This is a genomic window from Macrococcus capreoli (genome assembly GCF_025628935.1).
In the GTDB taxonomy this organism is placed as follows: Bacteria; Bacillota; Bacilli; order Staphylococcales; family Staphylococcaceae; genus Macrococcoides; species Macrococcoides capreoli.
The window spans coordinates 1-18,325 of sequence record NZ_JAOTIS010000026.1; the positions used below are offsets into that span (position 1 = coordinate 1).

Consider the following 18,325-nt stretch of genomic DNA (forward strand, 5'->3'; position numbering starts at 1 on the left):
TTAGCATTATAGTCAATAATTTAAATTTCGAAGAAATTTCTTCGAATAAATGAGAATATAGTCATTAAAAAAGACAAACTCATGTAATGAAAATGAGTTTGTCTTCAATCTGAGGTAAATAGAATTTAAATTCTATTTACCTTTTTGTTTTGAATGTAACTTAATTACCATTTTGTTACATATAATTAATTAATAAGTAACTTAATTATCAATATGGTACATTAAAATCAATTAAGTATTCCTGTGTTAAAAGTTATAATAGTTAATAATATGGTTTCAAATATGTAACGGCGACTTTGTTATAACCTTTCTGTTTTCTTTCAATTAGCCCATATTCTTCTAGCTCATTTATCCAATTGGTTATTGTTCTGGGAGTCCTATCAAAATAGTCCGATATTTTTTCAATGCTGTGAAATGATTCACCAGTCATATTCTTAGAGTTTATTCCAAAATACAAATATAATGACACTGCTCCTGGGGACAGATTATTTAAATGATTTAGGAAATCATTGTATATAGGAAAAAAGCCACTTTTATTATTAATATTATTTGTTTTCCAAGCTAAATATTCATTCATAAATTGTTCTTCTTTTTTCAATTATATTTCCTCCAATGAATTTTAATAGAAATATTTTTCTATAATATATACAATATTTTTCTATCTAACTAAACGATTTAAACTATACGTTAATAATACTTATAATAATATAATGAGTATTTTATAATTACATATAGAGGAGGCGATTAAAATGAATTTGACACAAGAACTATTTGATGAGAAATTATTTATTTCAAAAATAAAAAATCGTAAAGCTCCTCAATATTCAAAAAAAAACCTGAAAATATCTGGTAGAACTATAAATTCAGTGCCTGTTGATTTTAGAGAGAGTGATTATGGTTATAAAATTTCTATTAAAACATTAAACCATGTATATAAATTAATTGAAGAATCCCCAAATGAGAAGGAATTAACTTTTCATATATAAAAGACTAAAACGGTTAAAGTATGTTTTAGTCTTTTTTTATTACAGTAACGATGATTACTAGTTCAGAATCTTGACTACTATTTGTGTTATCATACTTTATTTCAGCACTTACTTTATACAAGCTATATTCAGCAGTATAAGTAATCCTAGCAAATGAATTCTCGTCATTATAAGGAGGAGGAAATTCTATCTTATCTTCTACCTGATTGGATTTTATAAAGGCCTCGGTAATAATTTGAGATATAACATCTTCTAATTTTTGACTTTTTATATCTAGACTAGCTAGTTTAGAAAAAGGATTGTTCTCAGTATCAAGTGATGTCCTTTCTGATCGCTCTACTATTCTTTTTTTTGCATGTTCAGTTATCTCTACTAATTCTTCTTCCACTAAATAATCATACACACTATTTTGAGTATTATCTATAATTTTAGTAATAGCCTCAAACATAGCATTTTTTATACTTATAATTTGCAATTTTTGTTTCTCATCAAGTTTTAATTTCAACTTCTTATTATGAGCTTCATTACTATGTATATCTTTGTGCTCCTGTTTGGTATGAACTTCTACATATTTTTTTATAACCTTTTTTTGCTGATCGTTTAACAGAAAAAGGTTCTCTTTAAAGACAACTTTTTCTCCACATTTATATTTTGTCTCCAAATAAATACTCCTTTTCACTTAATTATTTCACATGAATAATCAAATTATATTCACAACATCTTACTACTATTCAATAAATAATATAAATATATTTACCATGATCTATCTTAGGGTTTATTTTATCATAATTTTTTGAAAAACTATGCCAAATTTAGCTACATTCATTTAGAATAAAAATGAATACACTCACATATTAACTTTGCGAGTGTATTCAACTATCAATAATCTATTCCTGAAATTCTATTTAAAATTGTTCGTCCTTTATATGACTCTAAATCTTTTATATAATCATTGAATTTTTCTTTACTTACCTTTAGTGGTTTTTTTAAACTCTTTATGTAGTTATTTATATTCATATCCGTCTTTAAATATTGAATGCATTCTTGGGCATCTAATTTATAAATAAATTCTTTATCAGCATCTACAAAGACAAGTTTATCACTCATCTTAAAAGACTCAATTAAATTAGATGGATCACATAGACGAAAAAAGTTTTGTAGATTTGAATTTTGTAACATCACTTTTGTAAATCTAGAAATGCTCTCGTTAAGTATGATTGGTCTACCGTAATATAATTGGTTTTTATAATATTCATAAAGTTCACTTTCTTCAATATCATAATGAATTTTTGTTTGCTTATATTCTAACGTTAACAATAATTTATCTCTATGTATAGAAAAGAAATATTTTTTGTTATGGTTTAAATTTATAAATAGATTTCTCACTTTTGTTCTGTGATTTTTTTCTCGAATATACGAAATATCATCAACATTAAACTTACCATGAGTTAGTAATCTATCTATTGATTTTTCAGCTTCCTTCTTGATAGGATTATCCTCACTCAAATTATCATACCAAGTTAAAACTTCAGTATTTGCTATCCAATCTCTATCTCGATGTGTGTTAATATATTCCGTAATTTCACGACGTATATTCTCCATATTTTTTGCAGTTTTCTTAATTTTGCTTATAGACTTAGAGTTATTTTTAACAAAGTCTTTTTTATCATTAACTAATTTCTTTCTCATCTCATCAAACTTATTTAAAAGTTTAGAAGGAATAATTATTGGTGTAATAACGTCCGCTATCAATTCTTTGTAATTTGTTACTTCTTTATTGAATACTTTTTCTAATTCAACATTAACAAAATCTATATTTTTATCAAAACCAAATTCATTAACACATGTAGAGCCTACCCAAAATTGGTTTCCATTTATCTTATTCTTTACTAAAAAAACGATTTTCACCTGAGTATTTCCACACAGTTCACATTGATAGTCTTCTTCTATGTACCTACTCTCATTTGCGAATGCATATTCAGTCCTCGCATTATTTAAAATGGCAGATCCATATTGGGAAATTTCATCTTTTATATTTTTAGGAGCGTTATCTAATTGCCCTTTTGTAAATGAAACTATCTTATTCTGATTAACATAAGATAGTAATGAAGGATATTTTTTTATCTCTTCCGAATCCTTAATAATATTTAATTCTTTTTCGCTTAATTTATCCAAAGAGCCATCTCCATTCTTAGTGTTTTAATCTCTCAATTTTTGATTTACTTTCAAGAAATTTATATTTAATCATCTTTTAAATAACCTACTTAAAAATCCTTTATTATCTGATTGTCTATCTTCCTTTAAATCATTATAGAAGTTGTCGACTTTATTATCATTAGCTATTGTATTTTGTACACTATCGTCTTGATTGTCTTCTTTAATTTCATTCAATTCTATCTCTAATACTTTTATCTTTTCATTACTCTGCAATGCCAGTGATTGTTGATTATGGAGTAATTTCTGTTGATTATCTAATGTTTCATTTAATTTATTAATTTGATTATCTTTAACGTTCATCTGGTTTTCTAAAAAAAATATTTGCTTTTCTTTATCTTCTAATTGCTGCTTCAAAAGATTAATTATATCATCTTGCAACTCTCTATCTTTAACGTCCTCTTGATCATCATTATTTTTAATATCTTGATCTATGACGTCAAAAATGGTTTCTAAATTTAATTTTTCATCTAATGGTTTTTGATTATTAACACTCTCTCCTATCTTAAATGCTTGTTCATTAGTAATAACCAGTGCATTATCTACTTTCTCTAATTCTATATCTAATTTCTTCGCATGATTCAAAACAGTCATTTTAGTTACAGATAGCTTTTCTGACAGCTCTTTAAGTGAATAAACCATTTTTACGCTTCCTTTTACGTTTCATATATCATCTTATATGATTATTATACTTGATATCATTAAACTTATACACTACGTTATACGATATATAAAATCAATTATACGGTTTGTATAATTAGTTATATAATATGTGTATAAATTCAGTAAAATCATATATAATAGGCATATAAAAATACTCGTATGAGGTGATTAAATGTCTGAGGAAATAAAAGAAGAAAAAAGGAAATATGGGTTTTATCATCATAAAGGAAAAAACGTGAAAATCGTTTTTAAGGACGGCAAAGCAATTACTGGTAAACTTCTATTTACACCACCTTACGATATCATCATTGAAACAGAAGATGGCCGAGAAATTACGATATTTAAACATGCTGTAAAGTATGTCTATGTCATTGATTAGTTTTACAAAGAATACTGAATGATATATAATAATCTTAACAAGTAGAATTTCCATGGAAACACCGAACCCCCTAACTGTTCCAGCAGTTAGGGGGTTTTTAGTGCTGGTATGCCGTCTTACGACTTACGTTGATCTAACCAGTGAGAAAACAACGCAAGGATGACACCGACAATAATCGGTGCAATAACGTCAACAAGTAAAATATCCATGGAGATCACCTCCTTCCATAAGATCTCGCCTATGGAAGTAAAGACGGCCTACTCATTATATCGAATTACTATGATTTCTTCTAGGTGGCTTACCTTATTCTTTTTATCACATAAAAACTAGTGGCATAATAAGGATAACGATAAACATCAGGAGGATATAAGATGACAAACATTGATTATGAAAAAGAACTTCAAGCGTTAGAAGAAAAAAAGAAACAACTATTGAAAGAAAAGCGTGTAAAAGATAAGAAAGAACTTCAGATATTAAAAGAAGTCTTTGGTAAAGACTTTCCAAGAAAAGAGAACGGTAAATTTATCTCGTTAGATGAGTTTAAGAAGAATTATGTCATTGCACATAAAAATCAGTCAGGAATTGATCCAAATGATTTTCAGGTAGTTCAAGAAGAACTTAATCAATTAAAGAAGACGCTGAATGGGATTGCCGATGCAATGGACGATTCAAGAGGCTACTGGCATATTAATGATTTAAAGGGGTTAACGAACTGGTTATCACAATTTAGAACGAAGAGCTAAACTGTGATAACCAGTCTTACAAAAGATACTGGTCATACCAGTATCTTTTGTATCGAATGGATTGGATGAGGGTGACGAAAGGAGTCAGATTAATCCAATACATTCGGTGAGGTTTTCTACAAAAATCCATCAAAACATCACGTGATGTTTTGATGGATTTTTGTATTTTATATCATCTGTATATTTCTTCGAAATATACAGATGATATAAAACGAAAGGGTTAAGGGAAAAACTTTTCCCTTACAAGTATGTGAATTAGACTTTGCGAAGCAAATGTATACATTCGCACTGCTTGACCAAAACATTTTTGTACAATTTATGGTATAATTGAGATAAGAATAGTGACAGAACAATTGGACATAAATGTTTTGTGTTCTTGTGATGTGATGGCTGTTGTTAATCTCAAATGCGATTGAATAGTGAGTCATTTGGATTTACAACAATCGTGTGAATGTCTGTGACCGAATAGGGAGCAGTCTGAACCGATACATCATATCACTTCGTCACGGAGTGGCGTAAAAAATGACGAATGGACATGAGATATTTTTTACAGAATGGAGGGACGAACAAGTGAGCGAGACAAAGAAAAAATCAAAGATTATTTCTTTTCGAGTGAATGCAGATGAATATGATGTGATTGCTGGTACAGCTTCAAGTGCCAACTTGAACATCACATCATATTTAAAGGCGCGCGCATTAGGAGGTAAGATACATCGACCATTAATGAAGTCAGAGGATATTCAGAGTATCTTACCCCCTCTTTCAAAGCTTTCGGGAGAGATCAGTCGTGTCGGTAATAATATGAATCAATCGACACGAGCCTTAAAAAGCTTATCAAGAGAAACATTTTTAGGAAAACATGAAATGAATGAGGTTAAAAAACTGACTGAGGAATTCAATGTATTAAAACAAGAATTTGAACAGCTACAAAGTGAGGTGCATAAAATTTGGAAGGACTTACATTAGTATTTATATTTATCATTGCTAGCTATATCTATAATAGTGAAACAGTAAGAAATAAGCTTGCAACAAAGATTCTAAATTTCCACCTTAAACGTGTCAGTATGAGTCAAGATTTAAGAGACTTATTAATTCATGGGAATCTATCAAATCAAAATAATATGGATTATATTAATGCGTTGATTAAAGAAATAGAAGACATAAGAAATGTCAGAATCGCTTCGCATTCAGTTATATCTTCCATTTTTGTATCTTTTGGTGTTGCTTTTACCGGAATTTTTAGTGCGTATATAACTTCACTCATCGCAATTGATTTAAATACTGTATCTGCTATTACAGATAAACAATTAGAAATCGCCTTAAATAACAGTAAAAAACCTAATGCTGATATTGTTCTGTTTGAAAATAAATCTAAAGAGATTATCAATGGGATTATCGAAAATATAACTAATCCAACCACACACTTTAATATTCTATTTATTTCATTTTTACTTGCCATATTCCCCATGTTTATTTCAAAAATAATAATAAAATATGGGGTAACGGGAATTTTAGACAAAAGGTTAGTAGTATTGAGAGAAATTGTATATGAGAATTTAAAAAATCATAAATAGTGAGGTGCATCAGATATGGCACAAACTAAAGTAGCTTCCTCCAGAAGTGCGACCGCATCCATTAAATACGGTCGTGATGGTAAAGATAAAATGACATCAGAAAAGAAGTGTATTGCGATGTCTGGCATTAACTGTGATCCAAGTAACGCTGAATATGAGTTTAGTGTTGTGAGAAAAGCATTCAACAAAGCAAAAGAAGAAGGCAAAGACATTCAGGCACATCTCATTGAACAGTCCTTTAAAGGCCGTGACATTGATCCTTTTGAAGTGAATCAAATGGGATATGAACTGGCCGAACGGCTGAATAAAGAACTCGGGGGTGGCTTTCAGGCTGTCGTCTATACACATGGCAATACGAACAATTATCATAATCATATTGTGTTTAATGCGGTGAATTTAGAAGATGGCCATAAATATCATTGCTATCAGGAAAAGAAAATTGTAGAACGCATCAATGATGCCATTGTAAGGGAACATGGCTACCCTGTCATTGAAAAAAATAAAGAACGGGGGACATCAGTCACGATTAAAGAACAGAAACTCAAAGATAAAGGTGAATATGTATGGAAAGACGATTTACGGGAAAGAATAGACAAAGCTTTCACAAAAACAAAGGATAGCCTTCATTTCGATTTAGAGCGCTTTAAAGCGCATTTAACCGATTTAGGTGTAAACATAAGGGAGAGGTTCAATCAGAAGCAACAAATCACCCGTTTTTCGTATGACTTTATTGATCAAAATGGTAAGCAACGTGTGACACGAGAAAAAAATTTAGGAGTGGATTATAGTGCCGAGGGAATCAAATACGGATTGGAGCAAGAACGAAAATCTTACGAACAATTTAAGCAACAACACGCAGGAGTCACCATTAGTCCAGCAGATGAAACATCTCGAGGAACGATATCGACTGGCTCAGATGGCCTTCAAGGACGTGGACGACAAGTACTCGATGATCTCATCCGAGCTCGAGCAAATGAGAAGATACAACGCGACACTGAAACAGGAAATGAACGAGATGATCGTCGAAAACAAAGCACTCAAGGACGAACTTCAAAAGACCATTCAGTTCAGCCAAAACAAAATCGAGCATCTATCCGAGACGAATTTGAACGCTAGAAAGCTGAAATATGAGGTTTTAAGGGACATCAAAAGTGAATTACAGTCTGAAATGGAGACTTACCAGCAGGGCTCATATCAAAAGTTCGAGAAATTTAATTTCGTATTAAACTATTTACCTGTTGTCATTTGTTTTGTTTTTGTTGTTTTTATTATTTACTATCTTGCGATTGGAATGCATTAATATGTACTCATTTTTATATTATGCTTTGCCTGTATTCATTGTAGTCCTGTGTTTATTTTGGATATTTGTATTATATGGACGTCAGGTTAATCATCTGAAGTCATTACGATTTACGTTACCCTTATCGCTTATCATCTTGATGATTGGACTCACACTGAGTATATGGACGCCATTATCGCCCTTTCCTTTTTACCAGCAACATCTTCATGTTCAGAAAGTAAACGTACAATATAAAGCTGCTGACGCGTATCTGAATAGTCTGATGGATGACAGTATCCTTTATACGACAGTAAAAAATCATGTAACACATCGCCATTTTTCAGTGGCCAAAGAGAAAATCAATAAAATTGATGATCAGGATAAACGTGAGGCACTGATGAATAAGTATCATAATGGTTTAGCTGTCTATGAAAAGAAAATCGGAGATCAGATTATTCAGCAGATTCAGCTGGAAAACATCAGTATCTCTCAGTATAGTCATCTCACAGCACAAGATTACGATAATGTCCGATACCAGATTCAGCAACAAATTCAGGACCCGGAGACTAAAAAAACGTATCTTGAACGTGTACAGAAGTTACAACGTAATCATGATATTGAGTATCATCCTGTAGCCCCTTAACTAGACGACGGTGTTATATACAAAATAATGCTGGCTGATATATTCACGTAAAATACCGATGTAGTACGCTCTATCATTTTTAATTTTAACTGCCAGACCGTTATATGTTTTTTTCTTTGCTTTAACCAGTGATTTGATTGCATAAACCATAATCTCAATGTGATTGTCCGTGTCATAAATGTTGTTACCAATGGTTTCTTTTAGCATAACTTTATAAAGTGCCATAATTTCTTCATCCGTAAAGAAAGGCTTTGCGACGTTATAAATTTCGTCAGGCACTTCCATCGGTTTGACACGAATATTTGAGTTTTTGATATTGTGATATAAAACTTTTGAATGTGTTTTATTTAAACGTTTCTTGTTACTTAAAAAGATATTTAATAGATTTAAAAAGAATATAGTTTCCTTTTTTGCGCGAACGTGTTGTAATGCTTGTTGTGACAGCGCTTTTCCGGTCTTGATTACCGCATTAAGCGTATTCATTTTAGCGTATTCATTTTTTTCTCTGATGATTTCATATTGTGAATATGTGTTGATACGATAGACATTTGCGCCGTTATTTTTACGTTTACCACTGACTGTATGAATCTTTGTGATATAACCTTTTTCGTCTAAATATTTGAGTATACGATAGACGGTAGCCTTGCCCAGTTCAAGCGCATCGGCAATCGTCTGTAGTTTTAAGTGCGAATAACCAATAATTTTTAAGCTGTGTTGTTTTAGAAAGTTAAGTACACGATACTGATTCTTTTTGAGATGTTTATTATAAATCTCAACAGTGCGATCCATTGCGATGATTGTTTCAAAGTTGTTTTCAAAATCGTTCATGATGTAAGTCATTTGTATCATTCCTTTTTTAAGATTTTAGGAACGAAAAAAGAGTACACGCCGGTCTTTTCCATGGCATGCACTCTTATGACTTCTGTCGATTTAATATTCTCTTAACCTACTCTTAAGATTTGTTTTATTGATAACCTCTGAAAAATCGGGTATGATTAAAACATAATCTAATATAGAGGAAGTTAAAAGAACATTCTAAAGTGTTTGCCGATGTTTGGGATCGGTAAGCGATTAATAACTGCGCCAACAGTTATTAATGTGGGGTGTTCTTTTTGCGTTCAATTAAGTTAATTAAATTGTATAACTATTCCAAAAAAATAGCAAACCAAAATAGAAAATTTCTATTTTGGTTTGCCTATTTTTGGAATAGTTATATATGTATTTATAAATTTCTTTTAATTATAAAAATAACATATTGCACAAAAAAAAAAAAAGGTGTAACATTGCTTTGTAATATAGATTGAAAATATGTAAAAAATAACTTTGTGAGAAAGGAGGGGATTTATATGAAAAAAATCAGTAAAATGGAGTCTGTATTCAAAAAGGATGCTGTTGCTGCGTTAGGTGATGGTTGGTGTTGTTGGTGTTGGTGTACAGCATAAAAAAAAGTCTAGTTTAATTATTTAAACTAGACTTTTTTTAAATAAATTTAAAGGAGATCTTATGGAAGAGAAATATATACTTAATCCATATATTAGTATTAAAAGAGTAGGGCTAAATAAGTTTTATATTAAACAAAGTATTTTGAGTAAAAAATCATTTGTTTTAGAAACAAATGATTTAGATAAAAGAGACAAAGAATTTTTAAGTAACTTATCTATTAATTCAATAGTATCATATGAGGATTGCAGTCAAGAATTAATGGATTTCTTATTAGAGGAGTCAATTATAACTTATAGACATATGAATGATATTGAGTATTATTATAAATTGATTAACAAAGATAACAGTATATCAAGCATTAAAGATTCTAAAGTAGCCATATTATGTAACAATGAAAAAATAAAAAAAATTATGACTATGTATATAGAAGATTTAGGTATAAATTTTGATTTTATAGATTTTAATTCTTTGAAAAGCATTAAAAAAAATCAGTTTGATATGATTATTGGATTATATTCTCATTTTGACTCATTACTGTTTCATAGAATAAATGAAATACTAATAGAAAAAGAAGTTCCATTTATGATTAATTTTATAGATGGAGGTAATTCATATATTTCTCCAATATTTATTAAGGGAGAAACTGTTTGCTATAATGAGATGGAAGTTCAATTAGAAGCTGCACTGTTCTACAAAACGGAATACATAGCCTATAAAGATGAAATAGACAAACAAAAACCATTGATATCTTATTTTGTGAATAATATTATTTTTTATTCTTTACATCTATCTCTTGATTTTTTAATAACTAAAAAATTAAGAACAAAAAACAGAGCATTTTTAATTGATTCCGAAAGTTTGAGATATGATATCGTAGATATTATGCCTTTACCTAATTGCCTAGGATGTCAAAAAAATAATAAAATAGTTCATGACTATCTTTAAGGAGTAAATATGGAAAATCATGATAGCAGATTAAGTTTAGAGGAAACAATAATACCATATGATGATTCTTTTGATTTAGAAAAAAATAATGAGATTGATTATATCTTAAGACTTCAAAGACCATATTCTTTTGAAAAGCAGTCTCTAATATCTAGGACATCAAGATATGACAATATAGATTTAGGGAGATTGAATTCCGAATTAAAGGATTTAATAGAGTGGTTTCATTCAACTGTGTATAACTTAAATTTAGAAATATTATCAGATGAAAATAATATTATAAAAGATTTGAGTATGAGTGTTGCCGATAAAGTGTTTCAAAATATGAGAGAAAATATCGAGAGTATAAATTTACATTTAATGCTATGTGATATATATGTATTGAAAAATGGAGGTATATATAAATATTTATTAGCTCAAAATATATTTATCAAAATGTATAATTACAACAATGAAGATTTACCATTTATTCAAGAATATGAAAAAAAGTGGCAAGAACAAGCGGAAGAAATAATATGTATAGTAGCTAATCCTAAAAGGATAGCTATTCTTTTAGGTGAAAAATCATATCAAGAGTCTTTGATAAAAGCTGGTGAATTATTTTATATATTACAAAACTTAATTTCTGGTTTAAAGCTTGGAATTAAAGTGCGCGAAATTAAAAATTTTTATGACTTAGATTGGCTAAAATTATTAGGTTACGAAGACAATAGTAAAATAATTACTCATATCTTGGAGCTCCATAAAATTAGAGATGAGGAGATAGGATGAAAGATTATATAAAAAATTTGCATAAAGAATTAGAAAAAATTGATTTAGAATTAATAATGTCTGCAAAGAACAAAAAGGCTCCCAAAACTATAAAGATATATAATGAAGATTATAAAAGATATAACTTAAAAATTAATAAAAATTTCGATTCTAAGAAAAATATATTCGATCTTCTTAATATAAGGACATCTGTGAGAGATTATAGGGAAGATTATATTAGTTTCGAAAATTTTTCTACATTATTACATTATTCATATGGAATAAAAAATTATCGTTCTAATGCATATAATAATAATTTATATCCTGTATCTTTTTCACCTTCAGCTGGTGGGCTAAATCCTTTTAATATATACATATATATTAAAAGAGTGCAAGGCATAGATCCTGGACTATACTATTACTCACCGAGTGAAGAAGCTATAGTCCAAATTTTTAAAGGAGCTGTGGAGTTAGATTTAGTAAATAATTACACTACAGAATTTCCTGTTTACGCGGCTTTTAATTTATTTATTATTGCTGATATAAATAGATTTGTATGGAAGTATGGAAATAGAGGTTATAGGATGGTTAATATAGATGCGGGTATCTTATCAGAGAATATTACTTTAATTGCTACTGCTTTAGGTCTTGGTTCATGTATGATAGCAGCTTTCTCAAATGATATAGTGAGTGAAAATATGAATCTCATGGATGATGAACTCCCTATACTTGGAATATCTGTAGGTGTTCCAAATGAGTAGAAAAAGTCTCATAAGTCTAAAAGATGTAAAAAAAAAATATAGTAAAGAAATATTTGATAATTTGTCTATTGATTTTTATGAAGGCATTACTTTACTAGCTGGACCAAATGGTGCAGGGAAGTCTACTTTACTCAAAATGATTGTAGGATTAGAAAATATTCAACAAGGTAATATTACCTTGTTAGGAATAAATCCACAAAAAGATATTCATAAATCATTAAAGAAAAAAATTGGAGTTCAATTACAGAATGACAACTTCCTAAAGGGAATTAAAGTAAAAGAATATATTAAACTTTTTCAGTTATTATATTTCGTAGAAACTGAATCATACTCTATAGATAGAATAAAAACTCTATTAAATATTGAAGAGCTATATGAAAAATATGCATTCACACTTTCAGGCGGAGAGAAAAAACGGTTCTCTTTATATCTTAGTATAATAGGTAATAAAAAACTGATTATTCTAGATGAACCTACGGCAGGTATAGATATAGAAGTAAAAGTTTCAATACTAAATGTATTAAAATATTTGAGAGAAATGGGTGTAAATATCATAGTTTCCTCACATGATATTGAAGAGTTCATAGATATATCAGATGATATTTTAATTATAAATAGAGGATTAAAATATCAGGGTAGTTTTAATCATTTAAAAAATGAAATATTTATTAATAAATATAAAGTAAAAATTACTAACGATAACAAATATTTATTAAATAAGTTTACTGCCTATAACCTCTTTGGAGAAGATTATTTTATTGTCAATGATAGTGATGATATGTTTTATAATGAAGAAAAAGAAAAACTAACGATAAAAGATTATTATCATTTTCTATCTTCAATGGAGGGACTTAGTAATGAGTTTTAAAAGTGTAATGTATTACTTCCAATTAGAGATAATACGATTTTTGAGGGAACCCATAAGTATCTTTTTTACTCTTATTTTTCCAGTAGTACTGATATATGTTTTTGGTGATAGCTTTGGTAGTGCTACTAACCAAAATACTAATGATAATTACTATAATTCATTAGTACCTATTGATATATCTTTCCTTATTGCTAATATGACACTTATGGGTATCGGAAACGATTTAGCAGCCCAAAAAGAACGTGGAATATCTGAGTCTCAAAAATTATTACCAATAAATTATTGGACTAGATTTGTTATTGAGTCAATTTCATACTTGTGTCTATTATTTCTATCTATTATAATTATTACTATTTTTGTATATATGAAGTATCCTAATATAGAATTCAAAGGCAATATATTCATATATATTTTAATTATTTTACTAAGTTATTTTACTTTTGTATCAATAGTTAGATTCATAGTGTCATTAAATTACAGTGCAAGAACTCTTCAATTAATATCATCCAGCATATTTTTTATGCTATTATTTACATCCGGAATAGTAATACCAAAAGAATCATTACCAGAAATGTTGAAAAATATAGTGTATTATTCACCTACATATATAATTTTTGATGTCTTAGATTTAATTTGGAATGGAAAATTAAATCTAATCCGTTTTCTTCAAGCAACAAGTTATTTTATTTTCACAATATTATTATTTAATATTTTAAACAAATTAATGAGTATGAGAAATAAATGATTACAATTTTGATTATATGGTTTTTGTGTGTATTAAATGTGTTTATACATGAGATCACTCATTCTTTATTTTGTGTAATTTTTAAACAAAATATCAAAATCATAGTTGTAGGTGACTTTAAACTCTTTTCTTATAAAAAAATTACTTTTGGATTACTTCCTATAAGTGGCAAAGTAATTTTCAACCCTAGTAATTTAACAAAAAATAAATGGAAATTAATTTATCTTAGTGGACCACTAATAACTTTATCTTTATTAATTGTATATAGTATGTTTATAAAATTCTTTTTCACAAAAATTTTGATTATGCAATTACTAATACACCTATTTTTCTCAACTGTTCCTAAAGATTCGGATTTTAGAAATGCTTTTAACTTTAGATTGGAGGATTACGATGGATGAGTATGATATAAAAAAAGCAAAAGCAATAAAAAATTTAAAATATTATTTATTATTCAATTTCTTATTTATTGTTTTTAATATTGCAGTAATTATGTTAAAGCCATCTTACACTTTTCCCGAAAACTTTTTTGCTATATGGCCAATACTAGGATGGGGAGCTCCGACTCTATTTAGATTTTTAGAATTAAGACATTATAAATAACGAAGAGGATGTTACATTTGATATGTCAAAGCTGTGGTAAATTATTAACTATAAATAATAAAGCTGATTCTAACGAATTATATTGTAATTATTGCTATCAAAATGGAAACTTTAAAGAAAATATAACCTTAGAAGAAATGAAAGAAAGAGTGAGAAAATCTTTATTAGGAAAACCTATACCTAATAATATAAAGAAAAAAATTATTGAAGACCTATCAACTTTGGATAGATGGAAAGAAGGATCAGGAAATAAATGAAAATAACTTATATTAATAGTCAAAATATAAAGAAAAAATATCTCTCTGATTATACAACTTATAAAGCTTATGAAGAACTAGAGAAATTTTATGGTCCTTATGAATTATTTACAAAAGTATCTACATACTTCAGATCCAATAATGAACTACCCAGTTATATTGGAAAAGGAGTATATTCAAATATTGATTATATAATTCAAAAAGTTAACAACAAGATGTCTTTTTCTCCTAATTTATCGCAAAGTTTATTTGGTGGTGGAAAAGGAGATAATTACAGTAAAATACTTATTTCAACATTAGGAGAAATGTTCGAAAGAATAATTGGAGCTTTAGCATATTATACTGATAAAGATAATTTAATTTTTGGTTCTTATAAAGATTTAAGCAAACAATTTAATCTTATATCACCAGATAAGATTAAATTGTTTGCTCCTGAACAAATAGAAAAGGAAAAAGTTTTTTATAATAACTTTACAGAAGATTCCAAGGTAAGATGGGTAAAAGGAACATATTTAAATAAAAACACTGAAATATGGGTTCCTGCACAATTAGTATATATATTTTATCCCTTTGAAGTGCATGGGGAATGCAAAATTGGATATAGTACTAGTGGTGGATTATCATTGCATGATAATAAAGAATTAGCTCTATACCATGGTATTACTGAATGTATTGAAAGAGATCAAATAAATTTAAGATGGTATAATAAACTTCCTCCTGAAAATATTCAATATGAAAATTTAGAAAACAAGAGTATATATAGTAAAAAGATTATAGAAGAAGCCCAAAAAACTGATAAGGTTATAACATCTCAGTATCATAATATTGATATGCACGAGTTTCCAGTAGTGACTACTGTATCATACAATGATGATCTAGAAAAATTTTCATTTTGTGCAGGTGGTGGAGTAGGTTCGAGCATAGAAGATGCAGTCGAAAGCTCTTTTAAAGAATATGGACAGAGTGAATTAAATTTAAAATCATTATTCTATAATCCTAATTGGTATTCATCAAAGTCTATGATTGAGTTATTTGGATTTGAAGACTTTGATATCGATAACATGAAACTTTTCTATGAGATAGTACCTTTCTATGGATTATCTAAAAATAAAAATAAATTAAATTGGTATTTATATGATGGCAAAGTATACGATAGTAAAAAAATGATTAGAGAGAATAAAAATAACTTTTTTGAACTTAAAAAATTATTACTTAAATATAATATAGATCCAATCATTTTTGATTTTACTCCTTTAGATTTCAATCATATAAAATTAATGAAATCTTATATACCTGAATTAACACAAGCATTTTTACCTAATAGTCCCTGCTTGGGACATCCTAGATTTTACAAAGCTGCTTTTGAAAATAAATATATAGATAGAGAGTTAAAATTTTCTGACTTAAATACAGAGCCATTACCATTTCCTTAATTATAGATATGTTTCATGATATTACTTATTGAATCATTCATGACATCTTGATTTATACCTATATATCTAAGTGTTACTGACTGAGAAGAATGATTAAATAAATCCATCAATAAAGCAATATCCTTAGTTTTTTTGTAATAATGATAACCAAAAGTCTTACGCATCGAATGTGTCCCAATTTCACTTAAACCGATTGCTGTTGCTGAATGATTTAAAATTCTGTAGGCTTGTACACGACTAATCGGTTTATCATTACCCTCAGAATCGAGTTTATTACTTTTAAACAGATAACCTTCATCCTCCAGGAACTGAATATAACGATCAATATCCTCCTTCAGGTGATAAAGGGGGATTTGTTTCTGTTTACGCGTTTTCTTCTCTCGGAGTTTGATTGAATAGTCCTTAATATCTTTTTTCTTTAATCCCAACATATCGCTCACTCTCAGACCACAGTTAATTCCTAAATTAAAAAGAAAAACATCTCGTTCTGATCCATAATAAGCCAGTGCTTCTTTCATCTCCTTTATCTTTTTCACATCTCGAATCGGTTCCACGCTGTTCATCAAAATCACTCCTATATGATACGTATAATGTATGCATTGATATCATTATGATACATTATTTAAGGTATAAAAATAAACCCCTTTAGTGTAGGGGTTTATTATGTAACATAATTGGCATTGTGTTACTTGATAGATAAAAACTCTATAAATTGTTAAAAATTTTTCATTACCTTTTTAAGGTAAATTTAAGGTGGAATTTAGAATTATAATGATATACTATTTTTAGAAATAAAAGATAGGAGGAATTTATATGATATTTAAAAAAATTAACTTATTACAAAAAGGATTTATTGTGTTTTTATTATCGGTATTTATGTTCTCGATTATAAGCCACAGTGTTTCAGCAACTAGTCTGAATAGTGATATTGAAGAAATTAATATTCTTACTAAAAAAGCTCTTGAAGAGAAGAAAGCAACTGGTGAGGCTAGCGATATTACTATAGAAGAGCTTAATAAGCAACTTCAAAAGATAGGAGTTAATAATAGTCCTTATAGTGATTTCAAAAATATAGAATATAGTGATAATTTTACATTTTATGGTTATGGTGAAACTCATGATGCTGGTCAAGGGTGGAAATATAGAGTAGATCGCCCTTCTAACAGAGATGCAAAACCACATGTTCATGTAGAAAAAGGAAAAGTAAAAGCCGTTGAGAATGTTGATGGCACACCTAGTCATGGTAAAACATTAGCTGGTTCTGGAGTCCCAAAAAAAATAATAGATAAAGTGAAATCTTCAAAAGATTATAAAAAAGGTCAAGCAGACTTAGCGAAACTTAAACAAGCTAAAGCTGAGATTAAGAAAAAACATCTTAACTTAAATAATGTAAAAGACTTGGCTATAGCTGCTGGCATTATCGCTGGTCTCGTAGGTGTTGCATTCTTTGCACCTGAAGCAATTCCATTTGTTATAGCTGCGGTATAGAAAGTCTAAGGAGGTTTAAAATGAATCATATAATGAGGATGGAATATAATGGATCCAACATTATGATACTATCAGTCGAAATTAATTCTATAATTTCAGCAGTAATACTTTATGAAGATTTGAATAGACCTGGAGAACTAAAAAAAGATTTTTCTTTTTTAATACCGAAATATTACAGTGAAGATGATGTGTTAGATGATATCAGAAATTTAATTTCTATTAAAGTATTTTCTCTGATGAAAAAAGAAGATACAGATAGATATAAAGAAGATATATCTTTTATTGCCGAATCTTTTATAGAAGACAGACAGACTATGAATATTAAATTAGAATGGATAGAGGATAAGAAAATTGAAAAGTATTATATAAATGGTGATAGAAAGCTATTTATCAATCAACTTCTCCGCTACTGTGAAGGACAACACTCCATATCCATAAAAAGATTTGATCATTTAACTCAATAAATTTTTGAATATAGTATTCTTAATTAGTGATATATCAAAGTAATAAAAATTAAAAAGAGGTAAATAGAATTTAAATTCTATTTACCT

At 28.6% G+C, this 18,325-nt stretch carries 24 protein-coding genes; 17 read left to right on the forward strand and 7 right to left on the reverse strand.

Features of this window, described 5'->3' with window-relative positions:
- Positions 1–262 precede the first annotated feature (262 nt).
- Positions 263–598 carry a helix-turn-helix domain-containing protein gene (locus tag OCL94_RS12825; RefSeq protein ID WP_262997315.1) on the reverse strand — a complete coding sequence of 112 codons (336 nt, stop codon included), beginning with the start codon at positions 596–598 and terminating at the stop codon, positions 263–265.
- Positions 599–749: 151 nt separating this feature from the next.
- On the opposite strand from OCL94_RS12825, the gene OCL94_RS12830 reads away from it, so the two are divergent.
- Positions 750–986, forward strand: a complete 237-nt coding sequence (locus OCL94_RS12830) for a hypothetical protein (RefSeq protein ID WP_262997316.1) — start codon at positions 750–752, stop codon at positions 984–986.
- Positions 987–1,011: 25 nt separating this feature from the next.
- On the opposite strand, the gene OCL94_RS12835 is transcribed toward OCL94_RS12830, so the two are convergent.
- From OCL94_RS12835 to OCL94_RS12845, 3 genes are all read right to left on the reverse strand, one after another.
- Positions 1,012–1,647 carry a hypothetical protein gene (locus OCL94_RS12835; RefSeq protein WP_262997317.1) on the reverse strand — a complete coding sequence of 212 codons (636 nt, stop codon included), beginning with the start codon at positions 1,645–1,647 and terminating at the stop codon, positions 1,012–1,014.
- A gap of 218 nt (positions 1,648–1,865) precedes the next feature.
- Positions 1,866–3,161, reverse strand: coding sequence for a hypothetical protein (locus OCL94_RS12840; protein WP_262997318.1), 1,296 nt, complete (start codon positions 3,159–3,161; stop codon positions 1,866–1,868).
- Positions 3,162–3,230: 69 nt separating this feature from the next.
- On the reverse strand, positions 3,231–3,842 hold the full coding sequence (locus OCL94_RS12845; protein WP_262997319.1) for a DUF536 domain-containing protein: 612 nt from the start codon (positions 3,840–3,842) through the stop codon (positions 3,231–3,233).
- A 193-nt stretch (positions 3,843–4,035) separates the two neighbouring features.
- Between OCL94_RS12845 and OCL94_RS12850 the strand changes: the two genes are divergently transcribed.
- Complete coding sequence (locus OCL94_RS12850) at positions 4,036–4,242, forward strand: hypothetical protein (RefSeq protein WP_101038398.1); 207 nt, start codon at positions 4,036–4,038, stop codon at positions 4,240–4,242.
- Between the two features lie 116 nt (positions 4,243–4,358).
- Here the strand turns inward: OCL94_RS12850 and OCL94_RS12855 are convergent, their stop codons facing one another.
- Complete coding sequence (locus OCL94_RS12855; RefSeq protein ID WP_157821202.1) at positions 4,359–4,451, reverse strand: type I toxin-antitoxin system Fst family toxin; 93 nt, start codon at positions 4,449–4,451, stop codon at positions 4,359–4,361.
- Between the two features lie 162 nt (positions 4,452–4,613).
- Between OCL94_RS12855 and OCL94_RS12860 the strand changes: the two genes are divergently transcribed.
- From OCL94_RS12860 to OCL94_RS12880, 5 genes are all read left to right on the forward strand, one after another.
- On the forward strand, positions 4,614–4,985 hold the full coding sequence (locus tag OCL94_RS12860; RefSeq protein ID WP_262997320.1) for a hypothetical protein: 372 nt from the start codon (positions 4,614–4,616) through the stop codon (positions 4,983–4,985).
- A 522-nt stretch (positions 4,986–5,507) separates the two neighbouring features.
- Entirely contained in the window at positions 5,508–5,951 is a 444-nt protein-coding gene (locus OCL94_RS12865) for a plasmid mobilization protein (protein WP_262997321.1), read from the forward strand.
- On the forward strand, positions 5,933–6,559 hold the full coding sequence (locus OCL94_RS12870; protein ID WP_262997322.1) for a hypothetical protein: 627 nt from the start codon (positions 5,933–5,935) through the stop codon (positions 6,557–6,559). Before OCL94_RS12865 ends, OCL94_RS12870 begins: the two co-directional genes overlap by 19 nt.
- Before the next feature lie 15 nt (positions 6,560–6,574).
- Positions 6,575–7,675: a relaxase/mobilization nuclease domain-containing protein gene (locus tag OCL94_RS12875; protein ID WP_262997323.1), complete on the forward strand. Its 1,101-nt coding sequence runs from the start codon at positions 6,575–6,577 to the stop codon at positions 7,673–7,675.
- A gap of 185 nt (positions 7,676–7,860) precedes the next feature.
- A complete protein-coding gene (locus OCL94_RS12880; protein WP_262997324.1) occupies positions 7,861–8,481 on the forward strand; it encodes a hypothetical protein in 621 nt (206 codons plus the stop codon).
- On the opposite strand, the gene OCL94_RS12885 is transcribed toward OCL94_RS12880, so the two are convergent.
- Positions 8,482–9,321: a helix-turn-helix transcriptional regulator gene (locus tag OCL94_RS12885; protein WP_262997325.1), complete on the reverse strand. Its 840-nt coding sequence runs from the start codon at positions 9,319–9,321 to the stop codon at positions 8,482–8,484.
- Between the two features lie 663 nt (positions 9,322–9,984).
- Here OCL94_RS12885 and OCL94_RS12890 point away from each other — a divergent pair.
- From OCL94_RS12890 to OCL94_RS12925, 8 genes are all read left to right on the forward strand, one after another.
- Complete coding sequence (locus OCL94_RS12890; RefSeq protein ID WP_262997326.1) at positions 9,985–10,869, forward strand: hypothetical protein; 885 nt, start codon at positions 9,985–9,987, stop codon at positions 10,867–10,869.
- A 9-nt stretch (positions 10,870–10,878) separates the two neighbouring features.
- The gene (locus tag OCL94_RS12895) at positions 10,879–11,640 is read left to right on the forward strand and encodes a hypothetical protein (protein ID WP_262997327.1); all 762 of its coding nucleotides are present in this window, start codon (positions 10,879–10,881) and stop codon (positions 11,638–11,640) included.
- A complete protein-coding gene (locus OCL94_RS12900) occupies positions 11,637–12,380 on the forward strand; it encodes a SagB/ThcOx family dehydrogenase (protein ID WP_262997328.1) in 744 nt (247 codons plus the stop codon). Before OCL94_RS12895 ends, OCL94_RS12900 begins: the two co-directional genes overlap by 4 nt.
- Complete coding sequence (locus OCL94_RS12905) at positions 12,373–13,248, forward strand: ATP-binding cassette domain-containing protein (RefSeq protein ID WP_262997329.1); 876 nt, start codon at positions 12,373–12,375, stop codon at positions 13,246–13,248. Before OCL94_RS12900 ends, OCL94_RS12905 begins: the two co-directional genes overlap by 8 nt.
- Positions 13,238–13,993, forward strand: a complete 756-nt coding sequence (locus OCL94_RS12910) for an ABC transporter permease (RefSeq protein WP_262997330.1) — start codon at positions 13,238–13,240, stop codon at positions 13,991–13,993. The genes OCL94_RS12905 and OCL94_RS12910 overlap by 11 nt, the downstream gene beginning before the upstream one ends.
- Positions 13,994–14,386: 393 nt before the next feature.
- Complete coding sequence (locus tag OCL94_RS12915; protein ID WP_262997331.1) at positions 14,387–14,596, forward strand: hypothetical protein; 210 nt, start codon at positions 14,387–14,389, stop codon at positions 14,594–14,596.
- 17 nt (positions 14,597–14,613) lie between these two features.
- Positions 14,614–14,853 carry a zinc ribbon domain-containing protein gene (locus OCL94_RS12920; RefSeq protein ID WP_262997332.1) on the forward strand — a complete coding sequence of 80 codons (240 nt, stop codon included), beginning with the start codon at positions 14,614–14,616 and terminating at the stop codon, positions 14,851–14,853.
- On the forward strand, positions 14,850–16,286 hold the full coding sequence (locus OCL94_RS12925; RefSeq protein WP_262997333.1) for a YcaO-like family protein: 1,437 nt from the start codon (positions 14,850–14,852) through the stop codon (positions 16,284–16,286). The genes OCL94_RS12920 and OCL94_RS12925 overlap by 4 nt, the downstream gene beginning before the upstream one ends.
- Here OCL94_RS12925 and OCL94_RS12930 read toward each other — a convergent pair.
- Complete coding sequence (locus OCL94_RS12930) at positions 16,283–16,849, reverse strand: tyrosine-type recombinase/integrase (RefSeq protein ID WP_262997334.1); 567 nt, start codon at positions 16,847–16,849, stop codon at positions 16,283–16,285. The genes OCL94_RS12925 and OCL94_RS12930 overlap by 4 nt on opposite strands.
- A 250-nt stretch (positions 16,850–17,099) precedes the next feature.
- Here OCL94_RS12930 and OCL94_RS12935 point away from each other — a divergent pair, with 250 nt between their 5' ends.
- Both OCL94_RS12935 and OCL94_RS12940 read left to right on the forward strand, forming a co-directional pair.
- Positions 17,100–17,774, forward strand: a complete 675-nt coding sequence (locus OCL94_RS12935) for a hypothetical protein (RefSeq protein ID WP_262997335.1) — start codon at positions 17,100–17,102, stop codon at positions 17,772–17,774.
- 20 nt (positions 17,775–17,794) lie between these two features.
- On the forward strand, positions 17,795–18,238 hold the full coding sequence (locus tag OCL94_RS12940; protein WP_262997336.1) for a hypothetical protein: 444 nt from the start codon (positions 17,795–17,797) through the stop codon (positions 18,236–18,238).
- The last annotated feature ends 87 nt before the right edge of the window (positions 18,239–18,325 follow it).